The sequence below is a fragment of the Luteimonas sp. MC1782 genome, from assembly GCF_014164605.1.
Lineage (GTDB): Bacteria > Pseudomonadota > Gammaproteobacteria > Xanthomonadales > Xanthomonadaceae > Luteimonas.
The window spans coordinates 84,525-101,232 of the sequence record NZ_JACJFT010000001.1 but is presented as its reverse complement, the minus strand read 5'-3'; the positions used below and the strand labels follow the sequence as shown (position 1 = coordinate 101,232).

Sequence of the window (16,708 nt, the reverse complement as noted above, 5' to 3'; positions counted from 1 at the left end):
CGTCATCCGCCTAATCCGTGGCACAAGAAGCTCTTTCCAGGCACGCAAGAACGGAAAGGGCCGCGAAGATCGCGGCCCTGGCCTCGCGGGATGTGGCGCGGCTCAGTAGCGCAGCAGCGCCGAGCCCCAGGTGAATCCGCCGCCAAAGGCTTCCAGCAGCACCAGTTGGCCGCGCTGCACCCTGCCGGAGCGCACCGCCTCGTCCAGTGCCAGCGGCACCGAGCCCGAGGACGTGTTGCCGTGTCTGTCGACGGTGACGATCACCCGCTCCATCGGCATGTCCAGCCGCTTGGCCGTGGCTTCGATGATGCGCAGGTTGGCCTGGTGCGGGATCAGCCAGTCGATGTCATGGCGGTCGACCCCATTGGCCTCGAGGGTTTCTTCGACGATCGCGTCCAGCGCCTTGACCGCGGCCTTGAACACCTCGCTGCCCGCCATGTTGATGCGCAAGCCGGCGTTCTTCTCGTTTTCCTTGAAGCCCACGGACACGCCCACCGGGTTCCAGAGCAGCTCCTTCTTGCCGCCGTCGGCGTGCAGGTGGGTACTGAGGATGCCGGTCTCGGCATCGGCCTTGAGCACCACCGCGCCGGCGCCGTCGCCGAACAGCACGCAGGTGGTGCGCTCGCTCCAGTCGACCATGCGGGTAAGGGTTTCGGCACCGATCACAAGCGCGGTCTTCGCGGCGCCGGAGGTGATGAACTTCTCGGCCACGCTCAGCGCATAGACGAACCCCGAGCAGGCCGCGTTGACGTCGAACGCCGGGCAGCCGTTGGCACCCAGGCGGTGCTGCACAAGGCAGGCGGTGGACGGGAAGATGATGTCCGGCGTGGTGGTGCCGAGGATGATCAGGTCGAGTTCGGAAGCGTCGACGCCGGCGGCTTCCATCGCACGCACGGCCGCGTGGTAGGCGAGGTCGCCGGTGGTCTCGCCCTCGGCGGCGATATGCCGCTGGCGGATGCCGGTGCGGCTGGCGATCCACTCATCACTGGTATCGACGAACTCGGCCAGGTCGGCGTTGGTCAGCACCTTGGCCGGCAGGTAGCTGCCGGTACCCGCGATGCGCGCGTAGATGCGCGGCGCGGGCGCCGTCGCGGGAATTGCGGACTCGCTCATCTGGTGGATCGACCTCGTTGGTTCCAGCGCCGGCAATGCCGGCGGATCGCGCGGCGCGGGGCGCACGCGCGATGGGCCTGCCCGACGCAGCGCGACGGGCGGAGAGGTCAATCCTCGTCGGCGATCTTGACCTTCGGCTGCACGACCTGGCGCCCGCGGTAGAAACCGTCCGGGGTGACATGGTGGCGCAGGTGGGTCTCGCCCGACGTCGGGTCGGTGGACAGCTGCTTGGCGCTCAGCGCGTCATGCGCACGGCGCATGCCACGGCGGGAGGGGGAAACGCGGGACTTCTGTACGGCCATGGGTGTGCTCCAAACGAAACCGGGTTGTCAATTCTTTTTCAGGTCAGCCAACGCCGCGAACGGGTTGGCACTTTGTTCTTCATCTTCCGAGACCGGCCAGTCGCGCTCGACGCTTTCCGAACCGGGTGCCATTGGCACCACCGGCACGGCCAGGATCAGCTCGTCCTCGACCAGCTCCGCGGGGCGCACGAGACCGTCGTCGGCCACCAGCAGGGCTTCGTACCCCTCCGGCAACGCGGCTTCGGCAGCCTCGCTCTCGCTCTCGTCATCGCTCGCACGCAGCAGGCCAAGCCGCTGCACCAGCGACACCGGGAACAGGAACCGCTGCAGGGTGCGCTGGCAAAGCAGCGGCAACTCCGCGTCGATCCTCAATTCCACGAAAGGCACCTGCAACTCGTCACGATCGAAGCCGAGGCTGAAGGAAACGTCCCCTTCGGCATCGACCAGCGTGTCGGCCAACCGCGCAAGCGCGGACAGCGGCAGGCGGCCAGCAAACTCGCGCCGGGCCGCGACCATGCGCCAAGCGTCCAATACCTCGGGCACGTCTGCAGACATAAGCCGGAGAATGTTAGGCCTCGGTCCCTGCCCTGTCAAACCGCGGATCGCGGCCAGATCCGCGCGTACGGGGGCGATTTGCCCGCGCCGGGCCGCAACGGGCAGACTGCGGGCCCACCACCGAGGGCTCCCGCGTGTCCCTGACGCCGCTGCTGATTGTACTCGCGTCACTGGCCGCGGGCCTGTGGCTGCTGCTGCGCCAGGCCGGCATCGGCCGGCGCCGCCGCGCCATGACCGGTGTCCTCGACGCCGCCGACGCCCTGGAATCGCGCCTGCGCACCGCGCGCGCCGAATTCGAGGCGGTCGCCGGCGACGCCGTCGATCCGGTGCGCGCCGCCATGCAGGAAATGCTGCGCCAGCGCCTGTGGCTGCAGCAACACGGCGCACGCGCCTCGCTGGCCGAGTTGGCCACCGTGCGCGACTCCATCGACACCGCGCGCAGCCGCATCGAGCGGGAGCTGTCGCGGATCGAGCGCGCGCGCGCGCCGCTGCACTGACATGCCCGCGCCTGCCGTCGTGCTCGCGTCCACTTCACCGTATCGCCGCGAACTGCTGGCGCGGCTGCGGCTGCCCTTCGAATCCGTCCGCCCCGAGGTCGACGAGACGCCACGCCCCGGCGAATCGCCCGCCCTCCTGGCCATGCGCCTGGCCTGCGCCAAGGCCGCGGCGGTCGCTGCGACGCATCCGGATGCGTGCGTGGTCGGCTCCGACCAGGTGGCCGAGCTTGACGGCCGGCCCATCGGCAAGGCCGGCGGGCGCGACGCCGCGATCGCCCAGCTGCTCGGGATGGCGTCGCGCGAAGTCGTCTTCCATACCGCCGTGGCCGTGGCGGCAGGCGGCGCCGTGCATGCCGAGAGCGATACCACGCGCGTGCGCCTGCGCGCGCTCGACATCGCCGCGATCACGCGCTATGTCGATGCCGAGCAGCCCTGGGACTGCGCCGGCAGCTTCAAGTGCGAGGGCTACGGCATCACGCTGTTCGAAGCCATCGACAGCACCGATCCGACGGCGCTGGTCGGCCTGCCGCTGATTGCGACCGCGCGCCTGTTGCGCGCGGCCGGCTGCATCCTGCCCTGAGCGTGGCGGCGGCCGCGGCGCGGTGGCGCGCGCGGCACCTCAGTCGCTGTTCCCCACCACGATGCGCTGTTCGGGCCAGTCCTCGACACTGCCGTCCTTGCCATGCAGGCGCAGGCCGAGCCAGTGTGCGCCCTGCAGGCCCGGCGGCAGCATCACATCGGCCTGGAAACCGACGGCCGGATGCGCGACATCGGTGGAGATCGACCAGTAGCCGGCGACATGCGGCCGCTCCAGCCCGTATTGCGCGGTCGCCACCACCGTGCCGTCGAGCGTGACCTCGACGCGGTCGATGCCCACGCCGTCCTTGAACGCCCATCCCGCCACCGCGACGTGGTCGTCGACGCGGGCATCGGATGCCGGGCTGTCGAGCCAGGCCATCGCCGGCAGCGTGCAGCCGCCTTCGGGCATGGCCTCGGCACGTGGGCCGAGCGCGAACAGCAGGAACCGCGTGCGCCCGTGGTCGACGTTGACCACGCGCGGCGGCGGCAGCGGCCCGAAGCGCCGGCACAGCGCGTGGTAGCGCAGCAGCAGGTGCTTGTATTCCACTTCGCTCGCGGCCACGACCAGCAGCACCGGATCCACGCCGCGATCGACCGCCCCGCTCGCCTCCAGGCCCCACAACCGCAGCTGGGGCGCGCGCCCGTGGTCGCGGTTGACCGGATGTTCCAGCACTTCGATGCGCGGATTGTCGAGCGCGAAGCCGAGTTCCGCGCCGACCTTGAAGTTGTCGGCGACCAGTCGCGTCCCCGCCGGCATGGCGGCGCGTTGCTCGCGCACCGCCACGGCCAGCTCGTTCCAGCCGGCGAAGTTCGACGGATACCACTTCAGCGTGGCGGTCTGCGCGCGCAGCGCCGGCATCGAGACCAGCACGTAATAGCCGAGCACCGCGACCAGGCCGCACGCGGCCACCACCCAGGTCGCCACGCGCAGCCATGGCCGCCAGCGCGCCAGGGCCGCCGGCAGCAGCGGCAGCAACGCGAGCAGCCCCGGCAGCGGCCAATGGAAGCTGACGCGCTCGGTATCGGCGAAGAATCCCAGCACGAAGAACCCGATCACCAGCAACAGCCCGCACAGGGCAAGGAAGCGCACCGGCTCGCTGTCGTCACGCGAGTAGCGCACGCCGGCGAGCAGCAGTGCGATGAACAGCAGCGGCGTGGCCAGCAGCGACTGGATCGCGATGAACCAGAGCCCGTCCGGGTGCCACGACCATGGATGCCGGTCGACCAGCTGGAAGCGCAGGCCCGCTTCGGCGTTCTCGAAGTTCCAGGCCAGCAGCGGCGTCCACGCCGCCGCGCCGAACGCGATCGCGATCCACACGCGCGGGTCGCGCAGCACCTGGCGGCCCTGCGGCAGCAGCATGAGCGCGACGAAGCCCACGCCCACCACCGCGGCGAAGCGGTAATGGCTGAGCGCACCGATCGCCAGGCCCAGCGCGAACTGCAGCACCACGCCATAGCCGACGCCGCGCAGCATGCGCGTGCCCGCGTCCAGGCACAGCAGCGTCGCCAGCGCCATCGCCGTGTCCGGCAGCGCCATGAGGCCGAGGCTGCCGGCCAGCGGCAACAGAAGAGCGGCGATGCCCGCGACCCAGGCGCGCGCTTCGCCGAACTCGCGCGCGGCGATGCGCACCACCAGCCACGGCAGCGCCGAGGCGACCAGCAGGAACGGCATGCGCAGCGCCAGCACGCCGTCGCCGAACACCATGCCGCCGATGCGGATCATCCATGCCGTAAGCCCCGGCAGGTCCGAGTACGCCCACGCCAGGTGGCGGCTCTCCTGCCAGTAGAAGGCCTCGTCGACGAACAGCGGCAGGCGCACGGCGATCGCCGCCTTGACCAGCAGCAGGGTGCACCACAGCGCGATGAAGACCACGCGCGCGTCGATCGGTTTCCGCATCCGCCAGCGACCTCGTTAGACTCGATCATCCGCCCGGCAACCGGGCATGACTGCACACCATGTGAGCCACGCCATGCTAACCGACGCCCTGCGCCAGGCCCTGAAAGATGCACAGGCGCAGGTGAATTCCCTGGTGCTGGGCAAGGAGCAGGCGGTGCGCCTTGCGTTCACCGCCCTGCTCGCCGACGGCCACCTGCTGATCGAGGACCTGCCAGGCCTGGGCAAGACCACGCTGGCGCACGCCATGGCGGCCACGCTGGGCCTCGGCTTCCAGCGCGTGCAGTTCACCTCCGACCTGCTGCCTTCCGACATCGTCGGCGTGTCGGTGTATGACGCCCAGGCGCGCAGTTTCAGCTTCCACCCGGGCCCGGTGTTCACCCAGGTGCTGCTGGCCGACGAGATCAACCGCGCGCCGCCACGCACGCAGAGCGCGCTGCTCGAGGCCATGGCCGAGCACCAGGTCACCGTGGACGGCACCACGCATGCCCTGCCGCAGCCGTTTTTCGTGATCGCCACCCAGAACCCGGTGGACCTCGCCGGCACCTACCCCCTGCCCGACTCGCAGCTCGACCGTTTCCTGCTGCGCCTGGACCTGGGCTATCCGGACGAAGCCGCCGAGCGCGCGCTGCTCGCCGGCGCCGACCGCCGCACGCTGATCGCGCAGGCCATGCCGATGCTCGGCGACGACGACGTGCTGCGGCTGCGCAAAGCCGCGGGCGCGGTGCACGCCAGCGACGCGCTGGTGCGCTACGTGCAGGCACTGCTGGCGCGCAGCCGCCACCATGCCGGCGTGCGCGTCGGCCTGTCGCCGCGTGCCGGCATCGCGCTGCTGCGCGCGGCGCGCGCGCACGCCCTGCTGCTTGGCCGCGGGCACGTGCTGCCCGACGACGTGCAACATCTGTTCGCCGCCGTGGCCGCGCACCGCCTGGTGGCCGATGTCGACGCCGGCGACGACACCACGCTGGCGCAGGCGATCCTGCACGCCGTCGCGGTCGATTGAGGATGGCGGAGCGGCGCCTGGCCGGGCTGCGCGCACGCCTCGAGGGGCTGGCGCGCCCGCGTCGCCCGGAAGTGCTCCCGGTCGCGTTCGACCGCCGTCGCATCTACGTGCTGCCCACCGCGTTCGGCGCCTTTTTCGGCGCGCTGGTGGTGGTGATGCTGCTCGGCGCGCTCAACTACAACAACAATCCGGCGCTGCTGCTGGCCCTGCTGCTGGCCGGCGCGGGCAACACCAGCCTGCTGGCGGCGCATCTGCAGCTGTCGGGCCTGCGCATCGTGGCGGTGGACGCCGAGCCTGTACCCGCGGGCGCGCCGTTGCTGCTGCGCGTGCACGCGCGCGCCGATCCGCAGCGCACGCGGCGCGGCCTGCGCGTCGATGCGGGTGACGCCTCCGCCGTGCTGTCCCTGCGCGACGGCGCCGGCGAGGTGCGGCTGGCGCTGGCCACGCAGCGGCGCGGATGGCTGCAACCGGGTCGCCTGCGGATCTCGACCACGCGTCCCTTGGGCCTTGCGCGCGCGTGGGCCTATGCGTGGCCCGCAGACGACCTGCTGGTCTATCCGCGTCCGGAAGCCGAAGGCCCGCCGCTGCCCCACGGCCGTGGCGACAATGCCCGGGCGCGCATGCAGCCGGCTGGCGACGACGTCCACCACCTGCGCGCCTACCGGCGTGGCGACGCGCGTCGCGCCATTGCCTGGAAGCCGTCGGCGCGCCGCGACACGCTGCTGGTGCGCGAATACGAACAGCCGCAGGGTGCCGACGTAGTGCTGGACTGGCTGGCGCTGGCACCGCTGGCCTACGAGGCGCGCATCGCGCGGCTGGCGCGCTGGGTGGACCAGGCCGAACGCGAAGGCCGTCGCTGGCGCCTGCAGCTCGCGCAGCAGCCAGCGATCGGCCCGGCACGCGGCGCCGCGCATCGGCATGCCTGCCTGCGCGCGCTGGCGCTGCTGCCGCCGGCCACCGGCTCGGAGCACGGCAGCCTTGGCTAGGCGCAAGCCGTCACGCAGCACGCCGCTCGACGCGCAGGCGCGCGGCTGGTCGCTCGCGGCCGCGGCCGCCTGCCTGCTGCCGCTGCTGCTGCAGCTGCCGGGCACGCTCGCGCTCGGGCTTGCACTGACCGGCATCGTCGCCACCGCCGCCTCCTGGCGTCGCCCGTTGCCGGCCGCGTTGCGCATGGTGCTGTCGCTGGCGGTGGTGGCGCTGGTGGTCGCCAACGCGCGCTTTGCGTTCGGCCGCGACACCGGCTGCGCGCTGCTGGCGGCGATGCTGGCGCTGAAACCCATGGAACTGGCCACGCTGCGCGATGCACGCAGCCTGCTCGGCTTCGCGCTGTTCGCCCCGTTCGCGACCTTCCTGCTCGACCAGGGACCGCTGTCGCTGCTGCTTGGCCTGGTGGCCGCGGTGCTGGTGCTGGCCGCGCTGCTGCGCCTGTCGGAAATGGAGAGCGGCGAACCCGAGGTGCTGGCGCCCGCGCCGCGCCTGGCACGGGTGCTGCGCCTGGTGGCCATCGGCCTGCCGCTGGCGCTCGCGGCATTCTGGCTGTTCCCGCGCATGGCCACGCCGCTGTGGGGCGTGCCGGAACGCGTCATCGCGCGACCGGGGCTGTCGGACACCATGGCGCCGGGCGGGTGGCTCGACCTCATGAACGACGACAGCGTGGCGCTGCGCGTCACCTTCGACGGCGCTGCCCCGCCGACGTCGGAGATGTACTGGCGCGGGCCGGTGCTGTGGAACTACGACGGCCGCGAATGGACCACCTCGCCCTGGTTCCGCGGCCTGCCGGCCGCAGCGGTCACCCATGGGCCGCGGCGTTACATCTACGACCTCGAGGTCGAACCGACCGACCGCCGGCAACTCGTCGCGCTCGAACTGCCCATGGCCGTGCCGGAAGGCGCCCAGGCGTCGATCGACCACATGTTGCGCACCGACCGGACGCTGTCGGCCACCACGCGCTGGCGGATGACCTCGGCCGCACCGGTGGCCTTCGAGCCCGACCTGCGCGGCACCCTGCGCGCCGCCGCGCTGCGGCTGCCGGATGGCTACAACCCGCGCACCATGGCACTGGCGCGGGAGTGGCGCACGCAGGCCGGCAGCGGCAACGACGCGGTGATCGTGGAGCGTGCCCTCGCCTGGATCCGCGCCGAGTTCGGCTACACGCTGACCACGCCGCTGCCGGGCCGGCACGCGGTCGATGAATTCCTGTTCGACCAGAAGCAGGGCTTCTGCGAACACTTCAGCTCGGCATTCGTGGTGCTGATGCGCGCCTCGGGAATCCCCGCGCGCGTGGTCACCGGCTACACCGGCGGCTACCGCAATCCCTTCGGCGGCTACTGGATCGTGCGCCGCTCCGACGCGCACGCCTGGGCCGAGGTCTGGCTGCCCGGGCGCGGCTGGGTGCGCGTGGATCCGACCGCCGCGGTCGCACCCGAACGCATCTACGACACCCTCGCCGACCGCGCGTCGGGAGGCGCGGGCGGGTTGCAGGCGCTGGCGCCGATGTACGACATGGGCGACTGGCTGCGCCGCGGCTGGAACGACCTGGTGCTCGGCTTCGACGCCGCACGCCAGCAGCGCATGCTGCGCTCGCTGGGTGGCGGCGACCTCGGCAGCAGCCAGCTGGTGGCGCTGTTCGCGCTGATCGGCGGTGCCGCGCTGGCGGCGATGCTGTGGCTGGTCGCGCGCGGCGAACGCGAGCGTGACCCGGTGTTGCGCGCATGGCACCGGCTGGGCGCGCGCTACGGGCGCCTCGGCCTCGGGCGCCGGCCGCACGAGACCGCCGACGCCTGGACCGCGCGGGTCCTGGCCCTGCGGCAGCAGTCCACCGCACTGGTCGCGCTCACCGCGCGTTTCGCGGAATGGCGCTACGCTCGCGATCGTGGCGGCGACGGCCGCACGCTGGTCCACGACCTGCGCGCGCATCGCCCCTGACACCCCACCTGCAACCCCAGGCAATGCCGGAGATCCGCATGAGCATCCGCCCCTTCATCGCCATCGCCGCCGCCCTGCTGCTTGCGGCCTGCGCATCATCGCAGCCTCGCCCGCTGCAGGGCGAGTTCAACCCGCTCTCCCCGCGCGACGCCGCCGCCCAGCAGGCCACCGGTGCCGTGGTGCGCTGGGGCGGACGCATCGTCCAGGTCGAACCCCGCCCCGACAGCACCTGCTTTGAAATGGTGTCGGCACGGCTCGACCACTATGGGCGGCCGTACTGGGGAGGCGACGATACCGGGGGCCGGTTCATCGCCTGCCGCCCCGGCTTCTACGACCCGGCGGTGTTCGAGCGCAACCGCGATGTCACCTTCACCGGTCGCATCAGCGGCTACGAGACCCGCAAGATCGGCGGCTACGACTACCGCTTCCCGCAGGTCGCAGCCGACGTGGTCTACCTGTGGCCCCGGCGCGACCACATCAACGTGATCACCCGCCCGGCGCCGTGGCCGTGGTGGGGCTACTGGTAAGCGCCCGGCGCGGGCGGGCAGGCGCGCTCAGAGCGTCGTGCCGAAGCGCCCGAGTGGCGCGCCGGCCAGCAGGTGCAGGTGCAGCTGGAACACCGTCTGGCCACCGTCGCCATTGCAGTTGACGACGATCCGGTAGCCGTCCTCGGCAAAGCCTTCGCGCCGCGCGTAGTCCGCCGCGGCGAGCGCCAGACGACCCACGAGTTCGGGTTGTCCGCGCGGCAGGTCGTTGAGCGTGGCCACGTCGACCTTGGGCACGAACAGCACGTGCACCGGCGCCTGCGGTGCGATGTCGCGGAACGCGAGCAGGTGTTCGTCTTCGTAGACGATGTCCGCGGGGATCTCGCGGTTGATGATCTTGTGGAAGATGGTGGACATGGCGCGGGCCCTGCATGCCGGATGGATGCGGGCATCGTAGCCCGAAGCCCGCAGGCGCTCCGCTCAGCCGGCTTCGCTGCGCGACCCGAACGCGTGCGACAGCGTGCCGCGGTCCACGTACTCCAGCTCGCCGCCCAGCGGCAGGCCGTGCGCAAGCCGGCTCGGGCGCACGCCGTGCTGGCGCGCCAGCTGCGCCAGGTAGTGCGCGGTGGCTTCGCCTTCCACCGTCGGGTTGGTGGCGATGATCAGTTCCTGCACCTCGCCTTCGGCGAGGCGCGCGCCCAGCTGCTCCAGGCCGAGCTCGCGCGGGCCGATGCCGTCGAGCGGACTCAACCGGCCCTGCAGCACGAAGTACAGGCCGCGGTAGCCGGTGGCCTGTTCGATCGCCAGCCGGTCGGCCGGTGATTCCACCGCGCACAGCAGCTGCACGTCGCGCGCGGCGCTGGCGCAGGTCGCGCAGAGCGGTTGTTCGCTGAAGTCGCGGCAGCGGCTGCAATGACCGATGCGCTCCACCGCCTCGGCGAGCACCGCGGCAAGCCGGCGTCCGCCGTCGCGGCCGCGTTCGAGCACGTGGTAGGCCATGCGCTGCGCGGTCTTTGGGCCGACGCCTGGCAGCACGCGGAATGCCTCGACCAGCTGTTCGAGCAACGGTGCGCTCATCGGCGGCAGGCGCGGGTCGGGACGTCGTGCGTGGTCAGAACGGCATCTTCATGCCGGGCGGCAGCGCCATGCCCGCGGTCGCCGCGCCCATGCGCGACTGCGACTCGGCGTCGACCTTGTTGCTGGCATCGTTGAACGCCGCGGCGATCAGGTCCTCGGCCATTTCCGGATCGGACAGCACGCTGGGGTCGATGCGTACCTTGCGGCACTCCTTGCGGCCGGTGAGGGTGACTTCCACCATGCCGCCACCGGCGCTGCCGGTGACTTCGACACTGGCGAGTTCTTCCTGGGCCTTCTGCAGGTTCTCCTGCATCTTCTGCGCCTGCTGCATCAGCTGGGCGATGTTTCCACGCATGTCAGTGCTCCTGGTCTTCTAGGGGGCGGATCGAATCGGGGACGAGCCGCGCGCCGTGTTGCGACATCAGCCGCTGCACGTCCGGATCGTTGAGGAAGGTGGCCTCGGCGACGCCCTGGCGCTCGTCGCGCACGCGCTCGTTGCGCGCATGCAGGGTTTCGCCGGCAGCGGCACCCGCGGCCGCCTCGAAGCGGATCTGCGGGGGGCTGCCCCAGCGCGCGCCAAGCGCGTCTGCAAGCTGCTGCACGAGGAACGGCGCGCGCAGGTGTTCATCTGCCGCGGGCAAAGACAGGCGCAGCACGTCCTGTTCGTGGCCCACGAAGGCCGAACTGGCCGCCAGTTCGCGCACCGGCCCGCGCAGACCCAGGCTGGCGACGAGATCCGGCCACTGGTCGTGGTCGATGGTGGGTGTCGGCGCGGGTCGTGCGGGGGCTGCTGCGCGTGCGGGTGCGGCTGCGCTCGCAGGTGCAGGTGCGGGAACAGCTGTGGCGACGGGCGCTACGGGCGCGACGCGGGCGGGTGGTGCCTCCGTGCCGCCACCCGCGACCGTCGGCGGCAGCTCCCGTGGGGACGCTGTCACCGGAGGCGATGCACCCTGCGCGGACGGCGCGGCCGCCCCGAGCGCGGCGCGTGCGGCTGCAGCGGCGGACACGCCGCTGGCACGCATGCCGGGGGCCTCGCTTCCCGATGCCGTCGTCCCGCCCTCGCCGGGCCGGAACGCCAGCATGCGCAGCAGGCTCATCTCGAAGCCCGCGCGGGTGCTGGGCGCCATGCCGATGTCGCGCCGGCCCGAAACCGCCATCTGGTACCAGAGCTGCACCAGCTCCGGGCGCAGCGCGGCCGCCAGCGCCTCGACGTCGACACCTTCGCCCTCGACCTCGCTGCCCGGCACCAGCTGGCGCACCTGGATGCGGTGCAGCGCCGCGGCCAGCGCCTCGAGCACGCCGGCCCAGTCCGGCGAATAGCCTGCCAGCACTTCGATCTCGGCCATCAGCGCGGCGCCGTCACCTGTGGCCAGCGCGGCCAGCAGCGTCGCCACGCGGGTGCGGTCGACCGTGCCGAGCATCGTCGCGACGGCGTCGTCGGTGAGGCTGCCGCGGCCTTCGCCGGCGCCGGTGTAGGCGATCGCCTGGTCGAGCAGCGACAGGCCGTCGCGCAGGCTGCCGTCGGCGGCGCGCGCCAGTTGGCGTACCGCGCCGGGCTCGGCGGCGATGCCTTCGGCGGCGAGGATCCTGTCGATCTGGCCGCCGATCTGGGCCTCGTCCAGCCGCTTGAGGTTGAACTGCAGGCAGCGCGACAGCACCGTCACCAGCAGCTTCTGCGGGTCGGTGGTGGCGAACAGGAACTTGACGTGCTCCGGCGGCTCCTCGAGCGTCTTCAGCAGGGCGTTGAACGCCTGCTTGGTGAGCATGTGCACCTCGTCGATCAGGTACACCTTGTAGCGCCCCCGCGACGGCATGTACTGCGCGTTCTCGATCAGGTCGCGGACGTTGTCGACGCCGGTGTTGGAGGCGGCGTCGATTTCCAGCAGGTCGATGTAGCGGCCGGCATCGATTGCCTGGCAGGTCTCGCACGTGCCGCAGGGATCACTGGACGCGCCGTGCTCGCAGTTCAGGCTCTTGGCGAAGATCCGCGCGATGGTGGTCTTGCCCACGCCGCGGGTGCCGGTGAACAGGAACGCGTGGTGGACACGGCCGGAATCGAGCGCGTTGGTGAGCGCACGGACCACGTGCTCCTGGCCGACGAGTTCGGCGAACCGCTTCGGGCGCCACTTGCGGGCGAGGACAAGGTAGGACATGCCGCCATTCTGCCATGCGCATCCGGCGCGGCCGCGGTGCCGGGCGCGCGAGCGGTTTTCCTTGTCCGCGCGCGGGCTGGCGGCTAGACTTGCCGCCCCCGAGCCCCCATTCCATGGACAGGCGTGAAGCACGGGCCAGGTGCGGAGAGGTGTCCGAGTGGTTGAAGGAGCACGCCTGGAAAGTGTGTAAGCGTCTAAACCGCGCTTCGGGGGTTCGAATCCCCCTCTCTCCGCCAGTTTCAGGCGCGTGCCAGGCATCGCACGCGTTCGCAGGTTTCCGTGGTGGCCCCGTCGGCCCCTCGCGACGCTAGGTCGAAAACCCCGCCAGGGCCGGAAGGCAGCAACGGTATCGATCGACGCGGGCGCCGAGGTCAGCCGGCGGGGTTGCCTCCTTCAGGACCCCGGATGCAGCCAGTCGGCAGCGCCGTCGGCGTAGCATTCGTGCTTCCAGATCGGCACCCGCGCCTTGACCTCGTCGATCACGTAACGACACGCGTCGAATGCCGCGTCGCGGTGCGCCGCCGCCACGCCCACCCACACCGCCAGCTCGCCTATCGCAAGGTCGCCGACGCGGTGCACGCAGCGCACGCCGGTGATGGCGAAGCGCGCTTCCGCTTCGTCAAGAATGCGCTTGCCTTCGGTTTCGGCCAGGGCGCGATAGCACTCGTAGCGCAGGCCGGCGACCGCGCGGTCGGCGTGGTGGTTGCGCACCCAGCCTTCGAAGCTTGCAAACGCCCCGGCACGGGCGTCGCGCAGCGCGTCGCGCAGCGGCGCGACCGCGAACGGCGCGTCGGCGATCGCGAACCGCGCGCCGGCGCTCATCCGCCCGACACCGGTGGGATGAACGCGACCTCGCTGCCGGCAAGCGGCGCTTCATTCCACCTCGCGAACTCGCCGTCCACGGCCACCCGCAGGCGATCGACTGGCAGGACAAAACCGTGCCGCGCCTGCGTCTCAACGTAAAGCGCGCGCAGGTCCACGGCCTGGCTGTCGACTTCTTCGCGGCCGACGCCCGCGGCATCGCGCAGGCTGGCGAAGTAGAGCAGCGTGACGCGGGCCATCAGCGCGCGCCCGGCGCCGTGCCACGGCCAACGTCGCGGCGCCCGCCGCGCTTGCCGAGCAGGCGCGCGGGGCCGATCACGATCGCGTGCGAGAGCGCCTTGCACATGTCGTAGACGGTCAGCGCCGCGATGGTGGCACCGGTCAGCGCCTCCATCTCCACGCCGGTGCGGTGCACCGTCTTCACCGCGCACTCGATCGCCAGCTCGCGTTCGCCGTGCCAGTCGATGGCGATGCGGATGCCGTCGATCGGCAAGGGGTGGCAGAACGGGATCAGCTCGTGGGTGCGCTTGACCGCCATCGTGCCGGCGATGATCGCGGTATCGACGATGCCGCCCTTCGCGCTGCGCAGGCCGTCGGCGCGCAGCTGCGCCGCCACCGCCGCCGGAAAGCGCACCCGGCAGCCGGCGATCGCCACGCGCGCGGTAACCGCCTTGGCGGAGACGTCCACCATGCCCGGGCGGCCTTCGGCGTCGATGTGGGTGAGGCCCTTGGCGCTGCGCATCATCTCAGCCACCGACGAGGAACATTTCGACGTGGCGCCGCGTCGCAGCCGGGCTGCCGCGCTGCTCGCTGTAGCGGGCCGCGCGCCGCACCCACAGGCCGCCGACATGTCCGGCAAGCGCGGCTTCGCCGCCGGCAAGCAGCGGGCGCAGCGCGTGCCCGTCCGCGGCGAACAGGCAGGTGTACAGATGGCCATCCGCCGACACCCGCGCGCGATGGCAGTCGCCGCAGAACGGCGCGCTGATGGCGCTGACGAAGCCGATCTCGCCGGCGCCGTCGGCCCAGGCATGGCGCACGGCGACTTCGCCGCGGTACTGCGCGTCCAGCGCGCGCAGCGGCCAGCGCGCGTGCAGCCGCGCGTGCAGTTCGGCTGACGGCACGACGCGCGCGGGCTGCCAGTCGTTGCAGGTGCCGACGTCCATGAACTCGATGAAGCGCAGCACGTGCGGCGTGCCGCGGAAACGCGCGGCCAGCGCCTCCACCTCGCCCTCGTTGACCCCGCGCTGCACGACGCAGTTGAGCTTGAGGCTGCCGAAGCCGGCGGCTTCCGCCGCGGCGATGCCTTCGAGCACGTCGGCCACCTCGCCGCGACCTCCGCTCAGCATGCGGAACAGCGCCGGGTCGAGCGCGTCCAGGCTGACCGTGATCCTCTGCAGCCCGGCGGCGCGCAGTGCGTGCGCATGCCGGGCGAGCAGCGAGCCATTGGTGGTCAGCGCCAGGTCGTCGATGCCCGGCACCTGCGCCAGGCGCGCCACCAGCGCCGGAAGGTCGCGGCGCAGCAGCGGCTCGCCACCGGTGATGCGCAGCTTGTGCACGCCCAGCCGCGCGAAGCCGCGCACCAGGGTCTCGATTTCATCGAACGACAGGCGCGATGCGCTGTCGAGCCCGTGGTCATCTGCGATGCGCTCGGCCGGCATGCAGTAGCCGCAGCGGAAGTTGCAGGCGTCGATCACCGACAGGCGCAGCTCGCGCAGCGGCCGCCCGAGGCGATCGGCGGGCATCGCCGGCAGCAGGGCCTGCGGCTGCAACAGGGCGTTCACGGCGACAGTGCCGGATGCGGCAGCGGATCAGCCAATGCCAGCACCTCGCCCGGGCCTGCGACGCGATGGCCGCGGGCGCGCATGGCGTCGCCATCGGCCGCGCTGGCGTAGTGGTAGAGCACGCAGCGCGCGAGCAGTTCGCGCGGATATTCGCGTTCGAGGTCGGCGATGCCGCTGTGAGAGGGGTTGCCGTGCAGGCCGCAGTCGTGGGCCACCAGTTCGCCCTCGCCGGCCATGGTGGCGAGCACCTCCGGGATCGGCCGCGTGTCGCCGCTCCACGCCAGGCTGCCGCGCAGGCGCAGCCCGTAGGCGCTGCGCGGCCAGTGGTGGCGGACCTCGAATGTCTCCAGCCGCACGCCGTCGTGCCAGAACGCATCGCCCACCGGCACCACGCGGAACGCATCCCAGAAGTTGGCGCCACCCTCGGCCAGCGCGTTGGGGTATTCGGCGATGCGCCGGTGCAGCAGCGGCAGCACGTCGACCGGGACATACACCGGCGTGCGCCCGCGCCGCGCGGGATCGAAATAGTTGGCCACGAACAGCCGTTCGAACCCCGCCACGTGGTCGAGGTGCACGTGGGTGACGAACAACGCGGGCGGCGGCGCGCCGTAATGCGCCAGGTATGCGGTGAGGCCTTCGGCGCCGCAGTCGATCGCAAGCCACGGTGCGCCGTCGCGCTCCAGCGTGGCCATAGGCGAACCCAGCGCCACCGCCGACGCGTTGCCGACACCCTGGAACCGCAGCGACCAGGCCATCAGATGCCCCGCGCCCAGCGCTTGTCATAGACGGCGCGCAGGCGGGCGAAGTCCGCGCGCACCGCCTCCTCGCTGCGTTCGCCGCGCAATTTGAGCAGCGACCGCTCCAGGCGCGCCAGGTTGCGCGAGCGCCAGGCGGTGGCCGGTATGGTCATGCGCGAGCGGTCGAGGTCGATCACCCAGCCCTGCCCTGTGTCGTTGAACAGGATGTTGTGCGCATTGAGATCGGCATGGTCGAGGCCTTCACGATGGAAGCGCGCAATCAGGTCGCCGGCCGCCTCCCAGGGCGCGTCGCCTTGCTGCTGCGCCGCCAGCGCCCCAAGCGACTGCACGTCCATCAGGCGCGTCATCAGGATCGATGCGCGATACCACATGCCTTCGCGCAGGTACGCGGCCGCGATCGGCTGCGGCACCGGCAGGCCGCGTCGCTTGAGCTCGCGCAGCAGCCGGAACTCGGCAAAGCTGCGCACGCGGTCGACGCCGCGCCACAGGTGGCGGTCACGGCTGACCGCCGCGGCCATCCCGCCACGCAGGTAGTGGCGCAATACGCAGGGACCGTGGCTGGCACCGTCGATGAACCAGGCGCCACCGCGACCGCTGCCCGACACCGGCGTGGCACGCGCACCCCAGGCTTCGGGGTCGAACCAGCGCGGGTCGGCTTGCCGCAGCTGCGTCTGGTCGAACAGAATCGACCCGACGCCACGTTCCCGGGGTCCGGCGCGGAACGGCGTCAGGCTCTCGGTGGCATCGAAAATGGCCATCAACCG

At 71.7% G+C, this 16,708-nt stretch carries 20 protein-coding genes, 1 tRNA gene and 1 other RNA gene; 8 read left to right on the top strand and 14 right to left on the bottom strand.

Annotated features, from left to right (window positions below):
• Positions 1-102: 102 nt before the first annotated feature.
• The 3 genes from H5368_RS00535 to H5368_RS00525 form a co-directional block, all read right to left on the bottom strand.
• Positions 103-1,113, bottom strand: a complete 1,011-nt coding sequence (locus tag H5368_RS00535; RefSeq protein ID WP_182820472.1) for a beta-ketoacyl-ACP synthase III — start codon at positions 1,111-1,113, stop codon at positions 103-105.
• 107 nt (positions 1,114-1,220) lie between these two features.
• Complete coding sequence (gene rpmF, locus H5368_RS00530) at positions 1,221-1,415, bottom strand: 50S ribosomal protein L32 (protein ID WP_182820471.1); 195 nt, start codon at positions 1,413-1,415, stop codon at positions 1,221-1,223.
• A gap of 27 nt (positions 1,416-1,442) precedes the next feature.
• A complete protein-coding gene (locus H5368_RS00525; protein ID WP_182820470.1) occupies positions 1,443-1,970 on the bottom strand; it encodes a YceD family protein in 528 nt (175 codons plus the stop codon).
• Between the two features lie 134 nt (positions 1,971-2,104).
• Here H5368_RS00525 and H5368_RS00520 point away from each other — a divergent pair, with 134 nt between their 5' ends.
• Both H5368_RS00520 and H5368_RS00515 read left to right on the top strand, forming a co-directional pair.
• Positions 2,105-2,467: a hypothetical protein gene (locus tag H5368_RS00520; protein WP_182820469.1), complete on the top strand. Its 363-nt coding sequence runs from the start codon at positions 2,105-2,107 to the stop codon at positions 2,465-2,467.
• Position 2,468: 1 nt separating this feature from the next.
• Positions 2,469-3,047 carry a Maf family nucleotide pyrophosphatase gene (locus tag H5368_RS00515; RefSeq protein WP_182820468.1) on the top strand — a complete coding sequence of 193 codons (579 nt, stop codon included), beginning with the start codon at positions 2,469-2,471 and terminating at the stop codon, positions 3,045-3,047.
• 39 nt (positions 3,048-3,086) lie between these two features.
• Here the strand turns inward: H5368_RS00515 and H5368_RS00510 are convergent, their stop codons facing one another.
• On the bottom strand, positions 3,087-4,943 hold the full coding sequence (locus tag H5368_RS00510) for a glycosyltransferase family 39 protein (RefSeq protein ID WP_182820467.1): 1,857 nt from the start codon (positions 4,941-4,943) through the stop codon (positions 3,087-3,089).
• 73 nt (positions 4,944-5,016) lie between these two features.
• Between H5368_RS00510 and H5368_RS00505 the strand changes: the two genes are divergently transcribed.
• From H5368_RS00505 to H5368_RS00490, 4 genes are read left to right on the top strand one after another with little or no spacing between them, the layout of a single operon-like run.
• Positions 5,017-5,943 carry an AAA family ATPase gene (locus tag H5368_RS00505; protein ID WP_182820466.1) on the top strand — a complete coding sequence of 309 codons (927 nt, stop codon included), beginning with the start codon at positions 5,017-5,019 and terminating at the stop codon, positions 5,941-5,943.
• A 2-nt stretch (positions 5,944-5,945) separates the two neighbouring features.
• A complete protein-coding gene (locus H5368_RS00500) occupies positions 5,946-6,929 on the top strand; it encodes a DUF58 domain-containing protein (RefSeq protein WP_182820465.1) in 984 nt (327 codons plus the stop codon).
• Positions 6,922-8,868, top strand: a complete 1,947-nt coding sequence (locus tag H5368_RS00495) for a DUF3488 and transglutaminase-like domain-containing protein (RefSeq protein WP_255486262.1) — start codon at positions 6,922-6,924, stop codon at positions 8,866-8,868. The genes H5368_RS00500 and H5368_RS00495 overlap by 8 nt, the downstream gene beginning before the upstream one ends.
• A gap of 38 nt (positions 8,869-8,906) precedes the next feature.
• Entirely contained in the window at positions 8,907-9,395 is a 489-nt protein-coding gene (locus H5368_RS00490; protein WP_182820463.1) for a Slp family lipoprotein, read from the top strand.
• Between the two features lie 27 nt (positions 9,396-9,422).
• On the opposite strand, the gene H5368_RS00485 is transcribed toward H5368_RS00490, so the two are convergent.
• The 4 genes from H5368_RS00485 to dnaX all read right to left on the bottom strand — a co-directional run bounded on the left by H5368_RS00485 (position 9,423) and on the right by dnaX (position 12,583).
• Positions 9,423-9,770 (bottom strand): histidine triad nucleotide-binding protein, encoded by a 348-nt coding sequence (locus tag H5368_RS00485; RefSeq protein ID WP_182820462.1) that lies wholly within the window; start codon positions 9,768-9,770, stop codon positions 9,423-9,425.
• Positions 9,771-9,833: 63 nt separating this feature from the next.
• Positions 9,834-10,430: a recombination mediator RecR gene (gene recR, locus H5368_RS00480; protein WP_182820461.1), complete on the bottom strand. Its 597-nt coding sequence runs from the start codon at positions 10,428-10,430 to the stop codon at positions 9,834-9,836.
• Positions 10,431-10,464: 34 nt separating this feature from the next.
• A complete protein-coding gene (locus H5368_RS00475) occupies positions 10,465-10,785 on the bottom strand; it encodes a YbaB/EbfC family nucleoid-associated protein (protein WP_182820460.1) in 321 nt (106 codons plus the stop codon).
• A 1-nt stretch (position 10,786) separates the two neighbouring features.
• The gene (gene dnaX / locus H5368_RS00470) at positions 10,787-12,583 is read right to left on the bottom strand and encodes a DNA polymerase III subunit gamma/tau (RefSeq protein WP_182820459.1); all 1,797 of its coding nucleotides are present in this window, start codon (positions 12,581-12,583) and stop codon (positions 10,787-10,789) included.
• A gap of 143 nt (positions 12,584-12,726) precedes the next feature.
• Between dnaX and H5368_RS00465 the strand changes: the two genes are divergently transcribed.
• Positions 12,727-12,819, top strand: a tRNA-Ser gene (locus H5368_RS00465).
• A gap of 52 nt (positions 12,820-12,871) precedes the next feature.
• Positions 12,872-12,968: signal recognition particle sRNA small type (ffs, locus tag H5368_RS00460), an RNA gene on the top strand.
• 8 nt (positions 12,969-12,976) lie between these two features.
• Here ffs and H5368_RS00455 read toward each other — a convergent pair.
• Genes H5368_RS00455 through H5368_RS00430 form a run of 6 tightly spaced genes read right to left on the bottom strand, consistent with a single transcriptional unit; the run spans position 12,977 to position 16,702 of the window.
• Positions 12,977-13,405 (bottom strand): molybdenum cofactor biosynthesis protein MoaE, encoded by a 429-nt coding sequence (locus H5368_RS00455; RefSeq protein ID WP_182820458.1) that lies wholly within the window; start codon positions 13,403-13,405, stop codon positions 12,977-12,979.
• The gene (locus tag H5368_RS00450) at positions 13,402-13,647 is read right to left on the bottom strand and encodes a MoaD/ThiS family protein (protein ID WP_182823618.1); all 246 of its coding nucleotides are present in this window, start codon (positions 13,645-13,647) and stop codon (positions 13,402-13,404) included. The genes H5368_RS00455 and H5368_RS00450 overlap by 4 nt, the downstream gene beginning before the upstream one ends.
• Positions 13,644-14,150: a cyclic pyranopterin monophosphate synthase MoaC gene (gene moaC, locus H5368_RS00445; RefSeq protein ID WP_182820457.1), complete on the bottom strand. Its 507-nt coding sequence runs from the start codon at positions 14,148-14,150 to the stop codon at positions 13,644-13,646. Before moaC ends, H5368_RS00450 begins: the two co-directional genes overlap by 4 nt.
• Before the next feature lies 1 nt (position 14,151).
• Entirely contained in the window at positions 14,152-15,147 is a 996-nt protein-coding gene (gene moaA / locus H5368_RS00440; RefSeq protein WP_182823616.1) for a GTP 3',8-cyclase MoaA, read from the bottom strand.
• 35 nt (positions 15,148-15,182) lie between these two features.
• Positions 15,183-15,941, bottom strand: a complete 759-nt coding sequence (locus H5368_RS00435) for an MBL fold metallo-hydrolase (RefSeq protein WP_182820456.1) — start codon at positions 15,939-15,941, stop codon at positions 15,183-15,185.
• Positions 15,941-16,702, bottom strand: a complete 762-nt coding sequence (locus H5368_RS00430) for a 3-deoxy-D-manno-octulosonic acid kinase (protein ID WP_182820455.1) — start codon at positions 16,700-16,702, stop codon at positions 15,941-15,943. The genes H5368_RS00435 and H5368_RS00430 overlap by 1 nt, the downstream gene beginning before the upstream one ends.
• Positions 16,703-16,708: the final 6 nt, after the last annotated feature.

What these genes read in the sequence shown, in the direction of transcription:
- H5368_RS00535 (WP_182820472.1), bottom strand. Translation starts at nt 1,113, where the DNA reads ATGAGCGAGTCCGCAATTCCCGCGACGGCGCCCGCGCCGCGCATCTAC.
- rpmF (WP_182820471.1), bottom strand. Translation starts at nt 1,415, where the DNA reads ATGGCCGTACAGAAGTCCCGCGTTTCCCCCTCCCGCCGTGGCATGCGC.
- H5368_RS00525 (WP_182820470.1), bottom strand. Translation starts at nt 1,970, where the DNA reads ATGTCTGCAGACGTGCCCGAGGTATTGGACGCTTGGCGCATGGTCGCG.
- H5368_RS00515 (WP_182820468.1), top strand. Translation starts at nt 2,469, where the DNA reads ATGCCCGCGCCTGCCGTCGTGCTCGCGTCCACTTCACCGTATCGCCGC.
- H5368_RS00510 (WP_182820467.1), bottom strand. Translation starts at nt 4,943, where the DNA reads ATGCGGAAACCGATCGACGCGCGCGTGGTCTTCATCGCGCTGTGGTGC.
- H5368_RS00505 (WP_182820466.1), top strand. Translation starts at nt 5,017, where the DNA reads ATGCTAACCGACGCCCTGCGCCAGGCCCTGAAAGATGCACAGGCGCAG.
- H5368_RS00500 (WP_182820465.1), top strand. Translation starts at nt 5,946, where the DNA reads ATGGCGGAGCGGCGCCTGGCCGGGCTGCGCGCACGCCTCGAGGGGCTG.
- H5368_RS00490 (WP_182820463.1), top strand. Translation starts at nt 8,907, where the DNA reads ATGAGCATCCGCCCCTTCATCGCCATCGCCGCCGCCCTGCTGCTTGCG.
- H5368_RS00485 (WP_182820462.1), bottom strand. Translation starts at nt 9,770, where the DNA reads ATGTCCACCATCTTCCACAAGATCATCAACCGCGAGATCCCCGCGGAC.
- recR (WP_182820461.1), bottom strand. Translation starts at nt 10,430, where the DNA reads ATGAGCGCACCGTTGCTCGAACAGCTGGTCGAGGCATTCCGCGTGCTG.
- H5368_RS00475 (WP_182820460.1), bottom strand. Translation starts at nt 10,785, where the DNA reads ATGCGTGGAAACATCGCCCAGCTGATGCAGCAGGCGCAGAAGATGCAG.
- dnaX (WP_182820459.1), bottom strand. Translation starts at nt 12,583, where the DNA reads ATGTCCTACCTTGTCCTCGCCCGCAAGTGGCGCCCGAAGCGGTTCGCC.
- H5368_RS00455 (WP_182820458.1), bottom strand. Translation starts at nt 13,405, where the DNA reads ATGAGCGCCGGCGCGCGGTTCGCGATCGCCGACGCGCCGTTCGCGGTC.
- moaC (WP_182820457.1), bottom strand. Translation starts at nt 14,150, where the DNA reads ATGATGCGCAGCGCCAAGGGCCTCACCCACATCGACGCCGAAGGCCGC.
- moaA (WP_182823616.1), bottom strand. Translation starts at nt 15,147, where the DNA reads ATGCCCGCCGATCGCCTCGGGCGGCCGCTGCGCGAGCTGCGCCTGTCG.
- H5368_RS00435 (WP_182820456.1), bottom strand. Translation starts at nt 15,941, where the DNA reads ATGGCCTGGTCGCTGCGGTTCCAGGGTGTCGGCAACGCGTCGGCGGTG.
- H5368_RS00430 (WP_182820455.1), bottom strand. Translation starts at nt 16,702, where the DNA reads ATGGCCATTTTCGATGCCACCGAGAGCCTGACGCCGTTCCGCGCCGGA.